Consider the following 17,243-nt stretch of genomic DNA (forward strand, 5'->3'; position numbering starts at 1 on the left):
TTAATTAGAATTTCTTTGATAAAGATGTATTTTTGTTTCTTTGTCAATAAATGAAACGTATGTGGGAATCCTTATTTAGAAAGAAGTCAATCGATAAAATCATTTCGGATCAAGCGGAAATGGAAAATTTGGCTGGAAATCATCTAGTTCGCAATTTAGGTGTGCGCGATTTGACTTTTATGGGAATTGCGGCCATTATAGGTGCAAGTATTTTTTCTGCCATTGGGCAGGCATCTGCGAATGGCGGGCCTGCTGTTTCCATGTTATTTGTATTTACAGCCATGGCCTGTATGTTTACCGCTTTTTGTTATGCGCGTTTTGCTGCCACTGTACCTATTTCTGGTAGTGCCTACACCTACGCTTACACTAGTTTAGGTGAAATTGTAGCTTGGATTTTGGGTTGGAATTTATTGTTGGAATATGCTATTTCTAATGTAGCGGTCGCTATTTCGTGGTCCAAATACTTTGTTGACCTACTAGAAGGCTTAGGCTTCCATGTTCCTGAATTTTTAACCATGGATTATTTATCCGCGAAACGAGCCTTTTCAGCAGCTGAAGTAGGTATACAATCTGGCCAATCACTCGAATCAATGTCTGTCAATATTAGAGAAGGATATGCTGCTTTTGCTTCAGCTCCTACCATTTTCGGTTGGCATTTTGTTGCCAACATCCCCGCATTAGTAATTACGGTTGCCATAACTTACTTAGTTTATATTGGAATTAAAGAATCGAAAAACACCAACAATATTTTAGTTGTGTTGAAGTTGGCCGTCATCGCCCTTGTTGTAGGCGTAGGCGCCTTTTATGTTCAAGTTGAAAATTGGACTCCATTTGCGCCGAATGGCATTTCGGGTGTTTTAAAAAGCGTGGCTGCCGTTTGCTTTGCTTACATTGGTTTTGATTCTATTTCAACAACGGCAGAGGAGTGTAAAAATCCACAACGTGATATTCCCAAAGCCATGATGTGGGCTTTGTTGGTTTGCACGGTTCTCTATGTCATGGTGACGTTGGTACTTACGGGTATTGTGCCATCACATTTATTGGCTGGAATTGAAGATCCTTTGGCATTTATGTTCATGAAGGTTAATCTTCCTGGTGTCGCTGGTGTTGTCGCTGCAAGTGCGGTTATTGCCTTGACTTCGGCTTTGCTTGTCTACCAACTTGGTCAGCCACGGATTTGGATGACGATGTCACGTGATGGATTATTGCCAAAAGCTTTTGCGCGCATTCATCCAAAATATCACACGCCATCTTTTTCTACGATCATGACTGGGGTGTTGGTTGGAATTCCAGCGCTATTTGCGAATTTGGAGGAGGTAATTAACTTAAGCAGTATAGGTACATTATTTGCTTTTGTGCTTGTTTGTGGCGGGGTTTTAGTCCTGGATTTGGACCCAGAAAATCAGAAAAAATCAAAGTTTAAGATTCCATATTTGAATGCAGGTATTTGGGTTGGTGCTACATGGCTTGTGGCCTTGTATCTTTCACTGCCAGATGGGCAATCGTGGTTATCGTGGCTTCAAGGATATGTCGAAGGTGATTCCAAGGCAGATCATGTGATTATGTCTGGCTTTTTCCTGATTTGGTTAGTCTTGTCAATTTTTAGTTTTACCCATAAACTTTCGTTAATTCCAGTCCTAGGCTTATTGGTTAATTTATACCTGATGACTCAAATGGGCGCCACAAATTGGGAGCGCTTTTTTTACTGGTGCTTAGCCGGGATTGTTATTTATTTTGGATATAGTTATCGGAAGAGTAAATTAGCTTAATAGACGCTAGACTTTAGACGTTAGACGCTAGATTTTTTACATTAACTTCGAAGTTAACGAAAGTTCTATGGTCTAAAGTCTAACGTCCAAAGTCTAACGTCCAACGTCTATCGTCTAGTTCTCCCTTCTCCCCCCTAATAAATTCAGATAGTATAATAATTGAGCGAGCATACCTAGTGCTGCGACAACGTACGTCATTGCTGCCCACCAAAGTGCATCTTTGGACATGCTATATTCTGCTGGAGTAACGATGTTGTTTGCTTTAATCCAGGCTAATGCTCGATTAGAGGCATCAAATTCTACCGGTAGTGTGATAAAACTAAAAAGTGTAGCCATGGCGAAAAGGATTACACCAATTTGTAAAACGGTCGTATTTCCTGTTGAATACAACAGCATCATGCCACCCATTAACAATAAGGGCATAAACCCATTTGCGAAGTTTAGCATGGGAACCATCGCACTGCGGAATTGTAAAAAACTGTAAGCGCGCGCATGCTGAACGGCGTGTCCACATTCGTGCGCAGCAACTGCCGCCGCGGCTGCATTTCGGCCATGAAAGACATCCGCACTTAAATTGACTGTTTTGTCTGCTGGGTTGTAGTGGTCTGTCAACTTCCCATCTACGGTAATAACGCGCACGTCTGAAATGCCGTGGTCTGCAAGCATGCGATTCGCGATTTCTTCGCCGGAAAGATTACTTTGCAAGCTTTGTTCTGAATACGTTTTAAACTTGGATTTTAGGCGCCATGAAATAAGCATGCCAAGTACACCAAAAATGATTGCTATGAAATACATATTTTTATTGTTTTAGTTTTTGAATAATTCCTGTTGTTGAATAACTAGGTACTAATGGAATAGTTTTAACCTGACCACCTGCCGCTATAACTTCTTTTGCCCCCACAATTGTTTCAAAGGAATAATCGTCTCCTTTGACCAATATATCAGGAAGTAGGATATTGATTAATTCCAATGGTGTTTCTTCGTGAAAAACGATCACAAGGTCAACAAATTGCAACGAGGCAATAATGCGCGCACGCGCATATTCATTGTTGACAGGTCGCTCTGGACCTTTCAGTACTCGAACTGATGCATCTGAATTTACGCCAACAATCATTTTTGTACCTGTTTGATGTGCTTTTTCAAGGTAATCAACATGGCCTAAATGTAAAATATCAAAGCAGCCGTTGGTGAAAACGACTTGCTCGCCCGCCGACTTCCAGTCGTCTCGGCGCTGCAATGCTTCTGCTAATTCGCAAATTTTATATTGAGTTGACACCGGCATGTTTCTTAGGTAAAAATAAGGTTAATAAGAAACTTAATCCGCCCAATAACAAGATGAGGGCCATTTGAGTTCCATGAAAAAAGGTGGCTAATAGGGTTGCTTCTTTAAGTGGGATCAAGTAAAATCCCAGTGCCGAGGCCACCAAACTATGGTAAGCCCCAATACCTCCTTGTGTAGGTGTGGCCATACCGAATGTTCCCATAACGAGAACAGTTAATGCAGCAGAAAATCCCAATGAGGAACTAATTGGGAAAGCTAAAAACAAGGTGTAGGTATTTGCAAAATAAGCAATCCATATGGCTATCGAGTAAAAAACAAATTTACTAGGTTTACTAACTTCTTGAATGCTACTAATTCCGAGCACCCAACCATGAATTTTTTTTCCAATGCTTGACTTACTCGTAAACTTATTCCAGCGTTCCAAAATCACCGGTTTTTTAACCCAGAGTAGGGCTAAAATCGTAATTGAACCACTAGCTAATCCAGCTAAAGTCAATATTGATGGCCATTGAAAGTTTGGAAATAAGAATTGTTGAATCGGTTTCCACTCAACTAAAAAGGTTAGACCTACAAGGATTAATAAACCCAGCAAATCCACGATCCGCTCTGTTATTACTGTTCCAAATGATTTTTCAAATGGAATATCCGCCGTCTTTTGTAAGGAGCCACAACGCGAAACTTCGCCCATGCGGGGTACCAAAAAATTAGCAAAATAACCAATTAATACAGCGGATAACGTACGGGTTGTTCCCGGGTAAAAATGCATAGCACCAAGTAATAGCTCCCAGCGCAATGCTCGAAAAATATGCGAAATCAGTGCAATGATTAGCGATATACCCACCCAGGTGTAGTTGGCCTGCTGAAAAGTAATATAAATATCATTCCAACGTAAATCACTTTTGTCTATGGCCCAATAGAGCAATGCGGCTGCCAGTAGGGTTGAGAAGGCGTATTTGAGGAATGATTTGATCATTAGGGCGTTTCGAATTCAGAATCCGATGCCAAAATAAAGACCTTTGGTGAATTAATGATGCGGATTTACGATTAATTTTTTATATTTTTGCATTTGTTTTTTGGGATAATTTCCCCTAACTAATTTTAGCATGTCTAAATTACGTATTCTTTACGTTTCCAGCGAGGTAGATCCGTTCCTCAATACTTCCAAAATAGCTGATTTTGTTCGCGCGTTACCTACTGCAATGCAAGAGCGTGGCATGGAAATTCGAATTTTGGTGCCTCGTTTTGGTTCCATCAATGAACGTAAAAATCGCTTGCATGAGGTAGTTCGTCTTTCTGGAATTACAATTCCAATGGGAGATGAGGAAAAGCCCTTGACGATTAAAGTAGCAAGTATACCTGCAGCTAAACTTCAGGTGTACTTTATTGATAATGAGGATTATTTCCAGCGGAAATATGTGCTCACCGATAAGGATGATGCTTTTTATGCTGATAATCACGAGCGTGCCATATTTTTCTGTAAAGGGGCATTAGAGACTGTTATCAAATTAGGTTGGTCGCCAGATGTAATTCATTGCAATGATTGGATGGCTAGTTTGGTGCCTTTATACATTTCAACATATTACCGCAGTCATCCTATATTTAAAGATTCAAAAACAATTTTCTCTCCACACAATTCCGGCTTTGATTTTACGTTTTCATCCGACGATTTGAACGAGAAAGTTAAAATAGGTGACATGGATGATTCCGGTTTATCTAGTTTACAGACAGCTGATTATGCTGCATTTATTAAAATTGGGGCAGAGTTTGCCGACAAAATAGTATCCTTAGAAAATGCGGATAATACCCGTATCCAATCGATAATTGATGAATTTCAAGATAAAACCTTCCAAAATATTGCCGATAATGACCTCGATTTCTTCGAAAAAGCCTACATTGAACTGGCTGGCAACTAAATGGTTGGGAATTTTTTCCCTTTTTCTTGCTTCATGTGACACACCTAAAGAAATTGGTGCTGATTTATTTAGCGTAGAGGTGGGTTTGAATTTTACGGATACCCTTCAGGTTGAATCGTCTACTGTACTAATGGATTCAATTCAAACGGGCGGTAGCAATTCATTTTTGATTGGTTCTTATCAGCATCCTGATTTAGGCACTTTCCAGTCATCGTTCTTTGCGCAAATTTCAAATGCAGATACGTTGACTTCAAAAATTACTTCCATCATGGATTCCGTTCGTATGAGTTTGGTTTATACGAGTTTTCAAGGAGATACATTGCAGCCCCAAACAATTTCGATTTATAAATTAAAGGACAGTTTAAGTCTTTCGACGAGTTACTTTACGAATTCCAATGTGGCGTATGATGCAAATCCGGTCGCTATACATACGTTTAAACCACGTGTTGTCAAAGCGCGTTCGTTCAATGGAGATTCCTTAAAATTGGATACATTAACTTTTCGTATGTCAGCTGCATATGGCAATGAATTGATTAAAAACTATACTGATAAATCATTGTCTGGTGGTGGTAAATCATTTCGAGCTTCATTTCCTGGTTTGTATATTAAATCCTCGAGTTCCGCAAAAGCCGCTTTATTAGGCTTCTCTCCAGCTTATTCAAAAATGACACTTTTCTGGCATAATCCGGGTGATACGACTAAGTATTATTTGAATTACTATTTTAGTTTGTCTACTGCAATTTCAGATGAAGTTCAAGCAAGGTTCAATAAGTTTCAAATAACTAATTCGGGTTCCTTAGCGGCCTTAGTTAAACCGGGTGATGTTTTATCTTCTAAAAGGACGAATAATACAACATTCGTACAATCAGGTTCTGGAATTGTAACGCGGATTAAGTTACCCACTTTATTGAATTTATTAGGAAAGAACAATGTCGCGGTCAATAAAGCAGAATTGGTTCTAACGGGGTTAGATGCCTTAGATTTAAATAATACTTTGGGCCAGTTAACTTTATTACACGTTGATGGATCAAATAAACCATTGCGCAATTCGAGTGGTTTAGGTTATGTGGTTTCAGAAGGCGGTGGCGGTATTCAAACAGCAAATTATAATGCTGCCTTTAATAGCTACACGTTTAATATTACGACCGAATTACAATCAGTTTTGGCAGGTCGTAAGTCAAACTTAGGTTATTTAGTAACGCCAACCTTAGCGACTTCCTCCAATGGAATGACAAAATTGGTTAGTGAAAGTGCACGATTCGTGCCACTCAATGCGCTAAAAGCTAAGGTTCGCTTGTATTATTCCTATATTGCCAAATAAATTTTCGGCAACATGTCTCTGTCTAGTTTTAACTTACGTGTCAGTTTAGTTCAAACTGATTTAGTTTGGGATAGTCCAATTTCTAACTGCGGGCAGTTAGAGGAACAATTAACTCATTTAGTTGGCAAGACTGACCTAATCATCCTACCTGAAATGTTTACCACCGGATTTAGTATGTCGGCATTACATGCTGAAATACCTCAAGGTCCAAGCACGCAATGGATGCTTATGCAAGCTAAACGCATTCATGCGGTTGTATTGGGTAGTTTAAAAATCAAAGAAAAAAAGGGCTTGGTTAATCGGCTTATAGTCGCTTTCCCGGATGGTTCTATTCAGACGTACGATAAAAAACATTTGTTTCGTATGGGTTTGGAGCACGAGAGTTATCAGTCGGGTATTGACAAGTTGGTGTTTACCTATAAAAATTGGCGTATCGCCCCTTTTATTTGCTATGATTTGCGTTTTCCTGTTTGGTCTCGAAATGTAGATTTGGGATATGATTTGGCAATTTATGTGGCTAATTGGCCTGCAGCTAGATCGCAAGCTTGGGACGTTTTATTAAAAGCCAGAGCAATCGAAAATTTGGCTTTTGTGGCGGGCGTTAATCGAATTGGAATAGATGGGAATGGGCTTGAATATGCGGGCCATTCTGCCTTAATATCATTCAAAGGAGAGGAATTAGTGCAATTGGGTTCTGAGGAAACCATCAAACAATACAGTCTTAGTCTCGATAGTTTGAAGACATTTAGGGAGACTTTCCCTGCCCATTTAGACGCAGATGCGTTTGAGCTTATTTAGTTTTGTCTTGAAAAAAAGCAGTTAAGCCTCCAGGGTATGCATTCGCTTCGCTGATGCTACAGTCCGCCATTAATTTTCCCTGATTGATCAATAGAATTCGATCGCAAATACTTTCTACTTCACTTAGTAAGTGACTCGAAAATAAAATGGTTTTGTTTGATTTTAATGAAAGGATCAAATGTCGTATTTCCTCCATTTGATTTGGATCGAGTCCGCTAGTAGGTTCATCTAGAATTAAGATGTCGGGATTATGAAAAATAGCTTGAGCAATGCCGACGCGCTGTTGGTACCCTTTTGATAATTCGCCTATTTTTTTGGACTGTTCGCGGGAAAGACCTACTAGTTCAACGACCTCTTGGATGCGTTTTTGGCAATTTTTGTTTGTGTATCCATGTAATTTCCCGATAATCTCTAAAAATTCTTTGACATACATTTCGGGATAAACTGGGTTATTTTCAGCTAAATAGCCGATTTGTTTTTTTAGAGCGAGTTCATTTGATTGAATTTCAATTCCCTGAATTTGTGCTGATCCTTCAGTTGGTGGTAGCAAACCAACCAGCATTTTTAGGGTACTTGATTTTCCTGCACCATTGGGCCCTAAGAATCCTATAATTTCTCCTGGTTGTGCTTGAAAATTCAAACCTTGTACAGCCCATTGTTGGCCATATTTTTTACCTAAATTTGAAACTAAAATCCGCATAGCTGTTAAGGCATATTTTATCTGACAAAGGTAGGAAAATGGGAACTAATTCTGATTACCTTTGTGTTTTCGTTTCAAAATCAAATTCATGCAAGAGGAAAGTATACGTTTAGATCGTATTGAGGATGCCATTGAGGATATTCGTCAAGGCAAAATGATTATTGTTGCTGATGATGAAAATCGGGAAAATGAGGGTGATTTAATTTGCGCCTCTGAGGCAATTACACCGGAAATAGTCAATTTCATGATTCGAGAGGCGCGTGGACTGATGTGTGTTTCGTTGACTAATGAGCGTTGTGCTGAGTTGGGACTCGAAATGATGGTTGATCAAAATACAACTTCGCACGAAACTCCGTTTACGGTATCTGTGGACTTATTAGGGAATGGATGTACGACGGGGATTTCTGCGCAGGATCGATCAAAGACGATTCGAGCTTTAGTAGATCCCAATACTCAGCCCACCGACTTAGGGCGTCCGGGTCATATTTTTCCGCTTAAAAGTAAATCCGAAGGGGTTTTGCGGCGAACTGGGCACACGGAGGCTTCCATGGATTTTGCCAAATTAGCCGGATTTAAACCCTCAGGTGTTTTAATTGAAATTCTAAATGAGGATGGTTCCATGGCACGCCTACCTGATTTACGCACAATTGCGGATAAGTTCAATCTTAAGTTGGTGACCATCAAAGATTTAATTGAATATCGATTAAGTACAGAATCGTTAATCCAGCGTGAAATTGGCGTCGATATGCCTACTGAATGGGGTCATTTTGATTTGATTGCGTTTAAGCAAAAAAATACGGATGATACACATTTAGCATTAATTAAAGGTACTTGGGAGAAAGATGAACCAGTATTAGTTCGTGTACACAGTTCGTGTGTAACTGGTGATATCTTTGGGTCTTGTCGGTGCGATTGCGGTGGTCAGCTCCATAAAGCCATGGAAATGGTTGAAAAAGCGGGTAAAGGCGTTGTTTTATACATGTTTCAAGAAGGTCGGGGAATTGGTTTGTTAAACAAACTAAAAGCATATAAATTACAAGAATTAGGTAGGGATACTGTGGAAGCTAATTTGGAATTAGGCTTTGCAATGGACGAGCGTGATTATGGAGTGGGGGCACAAATTTTACGTGATTTGGGCGTACATAAGATTCGGTTGATTTCGAATAATCCGAAAAAGCGGGCAGGACTCCTGGGATATGGATTAGAGATTGTTGAAAGTCTCCCAATTGAAATTGCTTCAAATCCACACAATGAAGCTTACTTAACCACCAAGCGTGATAAGATGGGTCACACCATTTTGAAATCATAAAAAAAGCTCCTGATGACTATCAGGAGCTTTTTTGTTAATTATTTCCAAGTATGATTGGGGTTGATTTTCCACCTCCCATGATGATTACCTTGGCATTGGGTGATTTAGCTAATTCTTTTTGGGCAATGATAGCTTCATATTGCAATTGTTTGTCGCTAAGACCTGTAGAAAGAATTTTCTGATAATCCGCGATACCTTGCGCTTCTACTCGTTTACGTTCTGCTTCTTGCTTCTCTTTTTGTAAGACAAATTGCATCTTTTGAGCATCCTGCTCCGCATTAATTTTAGATTCGATCGTTTGCTTAACGGAGTTAGGTAAATTGATATTGCGAATTAGCAATTGTTCAAGAACTAGTCCACGTTTTTTGAAATTCATTTCTATATCGGCATAAATTCTGTTTTGGAATTCATTGCGTTTTAACGAATATAATCCCACGGCATCATAATAGACAGCATTGTCACGAATCATGGTACGTGTAACTGGGCGAACAATTTTGTCACGGTAATCTTCTCCAATTTCTTTTAAAATGCGTGGAGTTTCTGAAGGTAAAATGCGGTATAGAATGGTTAGGTCTACAACTACCTCAAGTCCATCTGCCGTTAATACGCGAATGGCGTCATCTCCGCTTTTATCTCCTTCATCGTGTACTGCTGACATCGTATAGTTTTGCGTTTTGGTATCAAAAATGGTGACTGTGGCAATTGGATTGACAAAATTTAATCCACTTGTTAAGGTTTGATTTTGAACTTTACCAAAGATGCTTTGTACGCCAACTTCCCCCGCGTTCACTTGTTTGATTACGGAGGTTGAGATACCTAACAAAAAAAGAACAATTGCGACGATCCGTAAAGAATTCGCATACTTTGAGAAAACTAAATTAGGGTTTGCGATGGCGCGACTTGCTATGAATAAAATAACGCCGATAAATATAAAAAACATAGGTTAGTGATTTAGGTTTTGTCTCTGAGAGAACACAATAGTACAAATAATTTGCTTATAAAGATAGAAGTAAAATTAGTTTATAAGTTTTTGGGACTCTTATTTTGCCAACGATTATTTGGCAAAAAATCCCTAATTTTGGGCATGATTGAGATCAAAAATATTCATAAAGAATTTGATGGCCGCATAGTTTTGGATGACATTAGCGCTGTTTTTAAACAGGGTAAAGTTAATATGGTGATTGGAGGTAGCGGTACAGGTAAGTCAGTTCTTTTAAAATGTATGATTGGGATTTTAACACCTGAGCGTGGTGCTGTCATGTATGACGGGCGAGACTTTATCAAATCTGATCTAGATCAAGTGAAGGAAATTAGGCGTGAAATGGGTGTTTTATTTCAAGGTGGGGCTCTTTTTGATTCCAAGACTGTTCTCGAAAATGTTCGTTTTCCCTTGGATATATTGACTTCCCAAACCCCTGAGGAAAAAAATACACAAGCCATGTTATGTTTGCAGCGCGTCGGCTTAGAAGCATCTGCTCATCAAATGCCCTCAGATATTTCAGGTGGAATGAAAAAACGCGTTGGTATTGCTCGGGCTATCGTCATGAATCCCAAATACCTATTTTGCGATGAACCTAATTCGGGTTTAGACCCTTTAACGGCTGTTAAAATTGATTTACTAATCCAAGAAATTACGAAAGAATTTAATATTACTACGATTGTGATCTCTCATGATATGAATTCAGTCATGCGTATGGGTGAGTATATTATTTTTTTAAAGGATGGTAAAAAGTGTTGGGAGGGTAATTCAGCGAATATTCTTCAAACGGAGACTCCAGATTTACAAGAATTTTTATCTACGAAATTAACCTAATATGCCTCAAGTTTATTCGGCACCGCTTGTCGTAGAAAATGTATCATTGAAGCAATACAATACCTTTGGGATTGATGTATCAGCTCGCTATTTTGTTGAAATCAATCATTTGCAAGAATACGTGCAGTTAATTCACGAACAAAAATATGCGCATGTTGACCACATGTTTGTAGGTGGAGGAAGTAATTTGCTGTTGACTCAGGATGTGAATGCCTTAGTTGTTAAAATTTCGTTTGCTGGAATTGAGGTACTTGACGAATCAGCTGATTTTGTGTGGGTTCGTGCAGGTTCAGGTGTTAATTGGCATGATTTTGTTCAATATGCAGTTGATCACCAGTGGGCAGGTATTGAGAATTTATCGCTCATTCCAGGTACAGTTGGTGCAGCACCCATGCAAAATATAGGCGCCTATGGGGTAGAAATTAAAGACACATTTGATCATTTGGAAGCCCTAAATTTAGAAACATTACTCATTGAGCGATTTGATTCGGAGGCATGCCAATTTGGTTACCGAGAAAGTTATTTTAAACATGCCGGTAAAGGACGTTATTTGATCGCTTCTGTATGTTTTAAATTAGCCAAAAAGCCAACACTCCATATTTCGTATGGCGCTATAAAAGATGTTTTAACTACAAATGGTATTGTCAATCCAGGGATTCGCGAGGTTGCTGATGCGGTGATTTCGATCCGAAAAAGCAAATTGCCTGATCCAAAAGACATAGGTAATTCTGGGAGCTTTTTTAAAAACCCTACGGTTTCAGCTGCCGAATCAATCCGATTGCAGCATGATTTTCCAGGTATTCCGCATTATGCTGTACCGGAAAGTACGGATATAAAGTTTCCAGCTGGCTGGTTTATTGAACAAGCTGGGTGGAAAGGTTACCGCTCAGGTGATGCCGGTGTCCATGTAAATCAAGCTTTGGTACTTGTGAATTATGGTCAAGCAACAGGCGTTGAGATTAAAGAATTATCGGAGCAAATAAAAGCGTCCGTATTAGCTAAATTTGGTGTGCCGTTGGAGACCGAAGTAAACATTATTTAACATGCAGTTACCTAGTTTAGCCTCCATAGGGAAAGGCCCCTTTTTTTTAATGGCAGGAAGCTGTGCGATTGAAAGTAACGATTTAGCTTTTGAAATAGCTGAACGTATTCATGTTATTACCAAATCGATGGGGATTCCCTATATTTTTAAAGGTTCCTATCGCAAGGCTAATCGAACGAAAATCGATTCATTTACAGGGATTGGGGATATTAAGGCACTCGAAATTTTAAAAGCAGTCGGTGATCATTACGACATTCCTACCGTCACTGACATTCACGAAAGTGGCGAAGCGGCCATGGCAGCTGCTTATGTGGATGTACTTCAAATTCCAGCTTTTTTATGCCGACAAACAGATTTGTTGGCCGCCGCAGCCCAAACCGGTAAAGCTGTCAATATAAAGAAAGGGCAATTTATGTCGGGAGCTTCGATGAAATTTGCCGTTGAAAAAGTGCTCCATGAAAATCCCAATGCACTTGTTTACCTAACAGACCGCGGGAATTCGTTTGGTTATGGTGATTTAGTAGTTGATTACCGTAATCTGCCCGAAATGGCTTCCTTAGGTGTACCTGTTATCATGGATTGCACACACTCGTTACAGCGTCCCAATCAAGGGAATGGCGTGACGGGTGGCCAACCAGCCTTAATTGAAACAATAGCTAAAGCGGCCATTGCCGTGAGTGCTGATGGTATTTTTATTGAGACTCATCCAAATCCCGCAGTCGCAAAGTCAGATGGAGCTAATATGCTTCCGTTGGACCAACTAGAGCGATTACTCGAAAAATTAATGAAAGTGCGTGAAGCTATTGTTTAATATCCATAAATGAGTTGAAGGCCAACATCTGTTTTATGCGATTTTGGTATTAAGTCTAGGCCAGATCCACTAGTTTCTTTTTCGAAATATTGGGTTCTGGCTATTTTTATGCCTAATTCCCAATGTTTGGAGAGTGTATAACTTAGTAAAGCCAAATTTCGCATGCTAGGGTCGTAATAGGCAGGAAGGCTGAATGAATAGGCTAGTGTAGGTTCAAATGCGTATAAACGTGTATCATAACTCGGCGTGTGTACCCAAGCGATGCGTGTTTGAAGTTTCCAATTTCGATGCGAATATTGAATGTCATGTAGCCACATGGCACCCAATTCATTTTGGTCTGGAGAAACTAGGTAGCTGAGCATCAGTCGGCTATGCCATTTGACATGACTAATTAGATCCCGATGAAGATCAAAACTGGCTTGTAAGTGATTTTTTCGTTGGTTAGACTCAGTGGATTGATTGGTCCATTTTAACTGTGAAAAATAGTGACCTTTTTTTTTACGATCCCATTGAAATCGCGTAAGTATTTCAACGCCCCAAGCACCATTAAATGCATACCTAAAATTTCGTTTAGGAAAATAGAAATAGTCAATGTAAGATGAGAGTCGTTGATATTTTGAAATTTGGAATTGGTTTCCTACGAATATGCCGACTTCATTTTTTGTTTGCGAACCTTCCCCAAGCGATTGAGCCATTGGACTAAAATATCCTGCGCCATAATATCGAAGCAAAGCGGAAAAATCTAGTTTTTGAGAAATTGGAAATGCAATCGATTCAATACATGCAAAGGCATTCGAATTAGTTGATGCGAATTCACCAGCCAGAAATACATTTTTCCAAGGGATATGATGAGCGATTGCATAATTTGTCAACTGGTCCCCTTGCCATTCTGTTTGATTGTAAATTTGTGTATTGCGCTTTGGAATGTCCCATCGATGTTGTGTGGAAGAAAAACTGACGTAGCCTTGTGCAATAGGAACTAACGCTTGGAAGCCCCAAGCGTATTGAGAAAGGCTGGATTTGTTCTTTAATTCGGTACTTGTTCGGTGATTTCCGTCCACATCTATACTCCGGTAAAATGGACGGTTTAAACTGTCTTTGGATATGGATGCATCTAGATATCTAGTTGATTGAAATATGGCAAAAGTGACGGGTCCCCAATGTGCTTGAAGATTCATGCCTCGGTAAAAAGCGGATTCGCCGCTAGATGAATAGGGGAGACCGCCTAAATTGAATTTTTGGGTGGCACGAATACTTTCATAGGTCTTTCCAAGGGAAAAACCGCCAGATTGGATTAGCCCTTGTCCCCATTGATTGATGAAGTCGCCTAAGATTAATTTATCCACCCATTTTTGGGGCTTGACCTCCAGGTAAAAACTTTTAAAATTAGTTAAATCAGATTCTCCCGCATCTTTTTGTAGCGTGAATCCAGCTCGAAAAGTACGATTTAGTTTACCTCGATAACGAATGTTTTGTGCCCAAGGATTTCCGACATATCTGATTTTGCTTCTTGCGGTGGGTGGACTAAATCCCACTTTTTCTTCAAGCGTTCGTTCGAATTTCACGAGGAGTTGTTGGCTTACTTGCTCGCCCTGATACCATTTTTTTTGTGGGGTTTCACATATAAGTATTCCTACTGTTTTTTGCAGTGTTTCTAGGTCCCACCCCGCAATAATCTGTAGTTCGTGCATGGATATAAATGGCCCGTGGAAATTCCGATAAGCCCAAAACGACTGTAATTGTCTTTCTGAAAAGAGATGTAAGCCTTGCAGCTCCTCTGATGTCACGAAGTTAATGTCAAATGGATTTTGTTGGAAGAATTGTAGGCGTGTTTCCTCCACTTCGCGTACTGCGTCATGGACTTGCGTTTGCGCACGGGCGCCAAAAGAAAAGAAGAGTAATACAATACAATACCTCACGAACTAGTTTTTACGAAACTAGGAGAAACGTATTGAAATTTGGGGTAAAAAACTGATAATGAAAATCAACTAATTGAATTTTCGGTCAACTAGAATGTAGAATTCGTTCCACGTATCTTCATTTTCTGGATGTAAGTATTGACCGAACCGACTCTCAATTTCTGATTTCCACTGAGTTTCAGTAGCATCTGAGTCGACAAATTCGATGAGTCGTTGGAATTCATCTGCATTTCCATTAAACAAGTCTTGAATGAAATTCAATTTTTGAAAAAGGGAAATACTCTCCCAAAGGGAATTTGTCATGTTGATCTCCACCATATTTTTTAATGACGGGTCTGTCACTTGAATGGTGTCTATTACTTTTTCTTCACTCGATTCCGCATGGATTTCATTGATGGATTTCGATTTTTCCAGTTCGATTGGCGCCTCTGTAATTTCAGGTTCTTCTACTTGCTCTATTGGAAGAATGATTTCAGGAAGCACATCGTTTGCTTCGAAATAATCAGGAATCGTTTCTGCTTGGTTTACGCTTATGTCTTTCTCTTCAATATCTGGAAGTGAATCAATCGGTGAAGCATAATATACCTCAGAGCTTAGTAACTCAGCAAAGCTTGGTACTTCTGTTTGGGTAACGGGGGATTGTTGGCCCAGCGAGTCAATCCATCCTTGCCAAATGAAGTTTGGTAAAAGGACATGGGGTAGGAGTAGGTTCACTGCTGACTGCCATTTTTCTTGCATGCGGGCATTTTGCCAGTCGAAATTCGGTAATTTTTCAGCCAAATCAGCGCCCGATAACTGATGTACTAATTCTTCTTGAATGACTGTTAATATTTCAGGTGCAACATCAGATTGCATGATTTCCAGAAAAGAGACAGCCGTTTCGTCGCTGTTGTAGTAGTGAAGAAAAATAGTGGGCGTTTGCATAGGTAACGTTATTTGATAGCTAAGGCTTCGCAGGCTTTCATGGCTGCATTTTGTTCTGCTTTTTTCTTTGAATATCCTTTGCCGCTACTGATTTTTTCTCCTTCAAGTAAAACGAGCGCAGTAAATTCTTTGTCGTGGTGTGTTCCTTCTTCATCCAAGGTAAATTGTATTTTTTTACCTTCTTTTTGAGCCCACTCGATGAGTAACGATTTAAAATTGGGATTATTTTGAACGACTGTATCTAAATCAAAATATTGGGTCAAAATCTTTTTGATGATGAATTTTTGCGTAAATGCAAATCCTTTATCTAGGTAAACAGCACCAATAAATGCCTCTAATGCATCGCCGTGCATACTTGAACGTGAAAGGGAACTACGATTTAAGGTTTCGTATTCGATAACTTCTTCTAAACCCAATTTGCGGCCAAGCACATTTAACGATTCTCTACTTACCATACGTGAGCGTATTTCCGTTAAGAATCCTTCGTCTTTAAAGGGGAATTTTTGGAATAGATAACTGGCTGTAATCATGCCAAGTACGGAGTCGCCTAAAAATTCAAGGCGTTCATTTGACTCTTTGTATGATTTAGCAACAGATTCTTTTGAGGCCGAGGCGTGTAAAAATGCCAGTCGGTATAAATTCAAATTCTTGGGACTGGCCCCAATCAAATGTTTGACTGATTTATATAAATGCTTTTCGCGTTCGTCTTTGGGTTTTTGAAAGAACAACGAGAACGATGAAAAAATCGTCATAAATTAGATTTTTCTAAAGATAACGGTCGCATTATGTCCTCCAAATCCAAAGCCATTACTTAAAGCAACATTGATTTCACGCGATTTTCCTACATTTTCTGTCAAATCGATGCGCTGGTCAATTTCAGGATCACGATTAAATACGTTGATCGTTGGCGGTACAAACTGATGTTTTATCGCTAATACGGAAGCAACAGCTTCCACGGCTCCAGCTCCACCTAATAAATGGCCAGTCATGGATTTGGTAGATGAAATCGATAACGTATAGGCATGTTCCCCAAAGCAATCTACGATCGCTTTGATCTCTTGTGGATCACCAATTGGAGTAGATGTTCCGTGCGTATTAATGTAATCTACTTCTTCTGGTTTGATTTGAGCATCATCCAACGCGTCAATCATCGATAATAAGGCACCGTATCCATCTGGATGTGGGGCTGTGATATGATGGGCATCAGATGAAAATCCTCCGCCAATTAATTCTGCGTAAATTTTTGCACCACGTGCTTTGGCATGCTCATACTCTTCTAAAATCAGTGCACCTGCTCCTTCGCCAACGACAAAACCATCACGGTCAACATCATATGGACGTGAAGCGGTAGTTGGATCGTCATTACGCGTAGACATCGCGTGCATGGCAGTAAATCCACCAACAGACGCAATTGTTACTGGTGCCTCGGAACCTCCTGTGACACAAACGTTTATACGTCCTGTTCGGATGTAATTAAATGCATCAATAATAGCGTTGTTTGCGGATGAACAGGCAGAAACAGTTACATAGTTAGGTCCACGAAATCCATTACGAATGGAAATTTGGCCTGAACTAGAGTCTGCAATCATTTTAGGAATGAAGAATGGATTGATTTTTGGTGTCCCATCTCCTTGTCCGAAAT

The 17,243-nt window shown here is 39.7% G+C and carries 17 protein-coding genes; 8 read left to right on the forward strand and 9 right to left on the reverse strand.

The annotated features are described in order from the left end of the window. The first annotated feature begins 50 nt into the window (after positions 1–50). Positions 51–1,769 (forward strand): amino acid permease, encoded by a 1,719-nt coding sequence (locus AC1W6K_RS09320; RefSeq protein WP_481947277.1) that lies wholly within the window; start codon positions 51–53, stop codon positions 1,767–1,769. 114 nt (positions 1,770–1,883) lie between these two features. Here AC1W6K_RS09320 and AC1W6K_RS09325 read toward each other — a convergent pair whose 3' ends face one another. The 3 genes from AC1W6K_RS09325 to AC1W6K_RS09335 are packed head-to-tail and all read right to left on the reverse strand — an operon-like array spanning position 1,884 to position 4,024. Then, complete coding sequence (locus AC1W6K_RS09325; RefSeq protein ID WP_481719932.1) at positions 1,884–2,564, reverse strand: zinc metallopeptidase; 681 nt, start codon at positions 2,562–2,564, stop codon at positions 1,884–1,886. 4 nt (positions 2,565–2,568) lie between these two features. Next, entirely contained in the window at positions 2,569–3,051 is a 483-nt protein-coding gene (gene rfaE2 / locus AC1W6K_RS09330) for a D-glycero-beta-D-manno-heptose 1-phosphate adenylyltransferase (RefSeq protein ID WP_481719930.1), read from the reverse strand. Beyond that, positions 3,029–4,024 carry a lysylphosphatidylglycerol synthase transmembrane domain-containing protein gene (locus tag AC1W6K_RS09335; RefSeq protein WP_481947278.1) on the reverse strand — a complete coding sequence of 332 codons (996 nt, stop codon included), beginning with the start codon at positions 4,022–4,024 and terminating at the stop codon, positions 3,029–3,031. Before AC1W6K_RS09335 ends, rfaE2 begins: the two co-directional genes overlap by 23 nt. Positions 4,025–4,154: 130 nt before the next feature. On the opposite strand from AC1W6K_RS09335, the gene AC1W6K_RS09340 reads away from it, so the two are divergent. From AC1W6K_RS09340 to AC1W6K_RS09350, 3 genes are read left to right on the forward strand one after another with little or no spacing between them, the layout of a single operon-like run. Continuing rightward, a complete protein-coding gene (locus tag AC1W6K_RS09340) occupies positions 4,155–4,964 on the forward strand; it encodes a glycogen/starch synthase (RefSeq protein WP_395783940.1) in 810 nt (269 codons plus the stop codon). Beyond that, a complete protein-coding gene (locus AC1W6K_RS09345) occupies positions 4,915–6,285 on the forward strand; it encodes a DUF4270 family protein (RefSeq protein WP_481719926.1) in 1,371 nt (456 codons plus the stop codon). Before AC1W6K_RS09340 ends, AC1W6K_RS09345 begins: the two co-directional genes overlap by 50 nt. 12 nt (positions 6,286–6,297) lie before the next feature. Beyond that, positions 6,298–7,083 (forward strand): amidohydrolase, encoded by a 786-nt coding sequence (locus tag AC1W6K_RS09350; protein WP_481947279.1) that lies wholly within the window; start codon positions 6,298–6,300, stop codon positions 7,081–7,083. On the opposite strand, the gene AC1W6K_RS09355 is transcribed toward AC1W6K_RS09350, so the two are convergent. Next, a complete protein-coding gene (locus AC1W6K_RS09355) occupies positions 7,076–7,783 on the reverse strand; it encodes an ABC transporter ATP-binding protein (RefSeq protein ID WP_481947280.1) in 708 nt (235 codons plus the stop codon). The two genes, AC1W6K_RS09350 and AC1W6K_RS09355, sit on opposite strands and share 8 nt — an antisense overlap. 88 nt (positions 7,784–7,871) lie before the next feature. Here AC1W6K_RS09355 and AC1W6K_RS09360 point away from each other — a divergent pair, with 88 nt between their 5' ends. Further along, positions 7,872–9,092, forward strand: coding sequence for a bifunctional 3,4-dihydroxy-2-butanone-4-phosphate synthase/GTP cyclohydrolase II (locus AC1W6K_RS09360; protein WP_481719920.1), 1,221 nt, complete (start codon positions 7,872–7,874; stop codon positions 9,090–9,092). A 34-nt stretch (positions 9,093–9,126) separates the two neighbouring features. Here AC1W6K_RS09360 and AC1W6K_RS09365 read toward each other — a convergent pair whose 3' ends face one another. Then, positions 9,127–10,032: a prohibitin family protein gene (locus tag AC1W6K_RS09365; protein ID WP_481947281.1), complete on the reverse strand. Its 906-nt coding sequence runs from the start codon at positions 10,030–10,032 to the stop codon at positions 9,127–9,129. Positions 10,033–10,176: 144 nt separating this feature from the next. On the opposite strand from AC1W6K_RS09365, the gene AC1W6K_RS09370 reads away from it, so the two are divergent. The 3 genes from AC1W6K_RS09370 to kdsA are packed head-to-tail and all read left to right on the forward strand — an operon-like array spanning position 10,177 to position 12,758. After that, the gene (locus AC1W6K_RS09370; protein ID WP_481947282.1) at positions 10,177–10,905 is read left to right on the forward strand and encodes an ABC transporter ATP-binding protein; all 729 of its coding nucleotides are present in this window, start codon (positions 10,177–10,179) and stop codon (positions 10,903–10,905) included. A gap of 1 nt (position 10,906) precedes the next feature. Then, positions 10,907–11,947, forward strand: coding sequence for a UDP-N-acetylmuramate dehydrogenase (gene murB / locus AC1W6K_RS09375; protein ID WP_481947283.1), 1,041 nt, complete (start codon positions 10,907–10,909; stop codon positions 11,945–11,947). Position 11,948: 1 nt separating this feature from the next. After that, positions 11,949–12,758, forward strand: a complete 810-nt coding sequence (gene kdsA, locus AC1W6K_RS09380; RefSeq protein ID WP_481721641.1) for a 3-deoxy-8-phosphooctulonate synthase — start codon at positions 11,949–11,951, stop codon at positions 12,756–12,758. Here the strand turns inward: kdsA and AC1W6K_RS09385 are convergent. The 4 genes from AC1W6K_RS09385 to AC1W6K_RS09400 form a co-directional block, all read right to left on the reverse strand. Beyond that, positions 12,755–14,677 carry a ComEA family DNA-binding protein gene (locus tag AC1W6K_RS09385; protein WP_481947284.1) on the reverse strand — a complete coding sequence of 641 codons (1,923 nt, stop codon included), beginning with the start codon at positions 14,675–14,677 and terminating at the stop codon, positions 12,755–12,757. The genes kdsA and AC1W6K_RS09385 overlap by 4 nt on opposite strands. A 69-nt stretch (positions 14,678–14,746) precedes the next feature. Continuing rightward, positions 14,747–15,601, reverse strand: a complete 855-nt coding sequence (locus tag AC1W6K_RS09390; RefSeq protein ID WP_481947285.1) for a hypothetical protein — start codon at positions 15,599–15,601, stop codon at positions 14,747–14,749. 8 nt (positions 15,602–15,609) lie between these two features. Continuing rightward, positions 15,610–16,353 carry a ribonuclease III gene (rnc, locus tag AC1W6K_RS09395; protein ID WP_481947286.1) on the reverse strand — a complete coding sequence of 248 codons (744 nt, stop codon included), beginning with the start codon at positions 16,351–16,353 and terminating at the stop codon, positions 15,610–15,612. Positions 16,354–16,356: 3 nt separating this feature from the next. Next, the coding region (locus AC1W6K_RS09400; protein ID WP_481947287.1) for a beta-ketoacyl-[acyl-carrier-protein] synthase family protein at positions 16,357–17,243 on the reverse strand (887 nt) is incomplete at its 5' end.

The organism is Aquirufa sp. (genome assembly GCF_964796385.1).

Excerpts from the sequence above, each read along its gene's own strand:
- AC1W6K_RS09340 (WP_395783940.1), top strand. The coding sequence starts at position 4,155 with ATGTCTAAATTACGTATTCTTTACGTTTCCAGCGAGGTAGATCCGTTC.
- AC1W6K_RS09355 (WP_481947280.1), bottom strand. The coding sequence starts at position 7,783 with ATGCGGATTTTAGTTTCAAATTTAGGTAAAAAATATGGCCAACAATGG.
- AC1W6K_RS09350 (WP_481947279.1), top strand. The coding sequence starts at position 6,298 with ATGTCTCTGTCTAGTTTTAACTTACGTGTCAGTTTAGTTCAAACTGAT.
- AC1W6K_RS09390 (WP_481947285.1), bottom strand. The coding sequence starts at position 15,601 with ATGCAAACGCCCACTATTTTTCTTCACTACTACAACAGCGACGAAACG.
- AC1W6K_RS09360 (WP_481719920.1), top strand. The coding sequence starts at position 7,872 with ATGCAAGAGGAAAGTATACGTTTAGATCGTATTGAGGATGCCATTGAG.
- AC1W6K_RS09365 (WP_481947281.1), bottom strand. The coding sequence starts at position 10,032 with ATGTTTTTTATATTTATCGGCGTTATTTTATTCATAGCAAGTCGCGCC.
- kdsA (WP_481721641.1), top strand. The coding sequence starts at position 11,949 with ATGCAGTTACCTAGTTTAGCCTCCATAGGGAAAGGCCCCTTTTTTTTA.
- AC1W6K_RS09345 (WP_481719926.1), top strand. The coding sequence starts at position 4,915 with ATGACCTCGATTTCTTCGAAAAAGCCTACATTGAACTGGCTGGCAACT.
- AC1W6K_RS09335 (WP_481947278.1), bottom strand. The coding sequence starts at position 4,024 with ATGATCAAATCATTCCTCAAATACGCCTTCTCAACCCTACTGGCAGCC.
- AC1W6K_RS09320 (WP_481947277.1), top strand. The coding sequence starts at position 51 with ATGAAACGTATGTGGGAATCCTTATTTAGAAAGAAGTCAATCGATAAA.
- rnc (WP_481947286.1), bottom strand. The coding sequence starts at position 16,353 with ATGACGATTTTTTCATCGTTCTCGTTGTTCTTTCAAAAACCCAAAGAC.
- rfaE2 (WP_481719930.1), bottom strand. The coding sequence starts at position 3,051 with ATGCCGGTGTCAACTCAATATAAAATTTGCGAATTAGCAGAAGCATTG.
- murB (WP_481947283.1), top strand. The coding sequence starts at position 10,907 with ATGCCTCAAGTTTATTCGGCACCGCTTGTCGTAGAAAATGTATCATTG.
- AC1W6K_RS09325 (WP_481719932.1), bottom strand. The coding sequence starts at position 2,564 with ATGTATTTCATAGCAATCATTTTTGGTGTACTTGGCATGCTTATTTCA.
- AC1W6K_RS09370 (WP_481947282.1), top strand. The coding sequence starts at position 10,177 with ATGATTGAGATCAAAAATATTCATAAAGAATTTGATGGCCGCATAGTT.